The organism is Bacillus cereus group sp. BfR-BA-01379 (assembly GCF_022663605.1).
Classification (GTDB): domain Bacteria; phylum Bacillota; class Bacilli; order Bacillales; family Bacillaceae_G; genus Bacillus_A; species Bacillus_A mobilis.
Map to the genome: position 1 here is coordinate 1 of NZ_JAKUFT010000328.1, position 217 is coordinate 217.

A 217-nucleotide genomic window follows, 5' to 3' on the forward strand; every position below is an offset into this window, starting at 1 on the left:
GTGGGGGTTCGACTCCCTTCACCCGCACTTTTAATAAAATAACTCATACATGTCTTGCGGAAGTAGTTCAGTGGTAGAATACAACCTTGCCAAGGTTGGGGTCGCGGGTTCAAATCCTGTCTTCCCGATTTTCCAAAAACATGGGGCCTTAGCTCAGCTGGGAGAGCGCCTGCCTTGCACGCAGGAGGTCAGCGGTTCGATCCCGCTAGGCTCCACT

2 tRNA genes are annotated in these 217 nt (G+C 53.0%); both read left to right on the top strand.

The features are described from left to right. Positions 1-55: 55 nt before the first annotated feature. A tRNA-Gly gene (locus MR113_RS28090) sits at positions 56-128 on the top strand. Positions 129-142: 14 nt separating this feature from the next. Further along, positions 143-215: transfer RNA gene (locus tag MR113_RS28095), tRNA-Ala, on the top strand. Positions 216-217 lie beyond the last annotated feature (2 nt).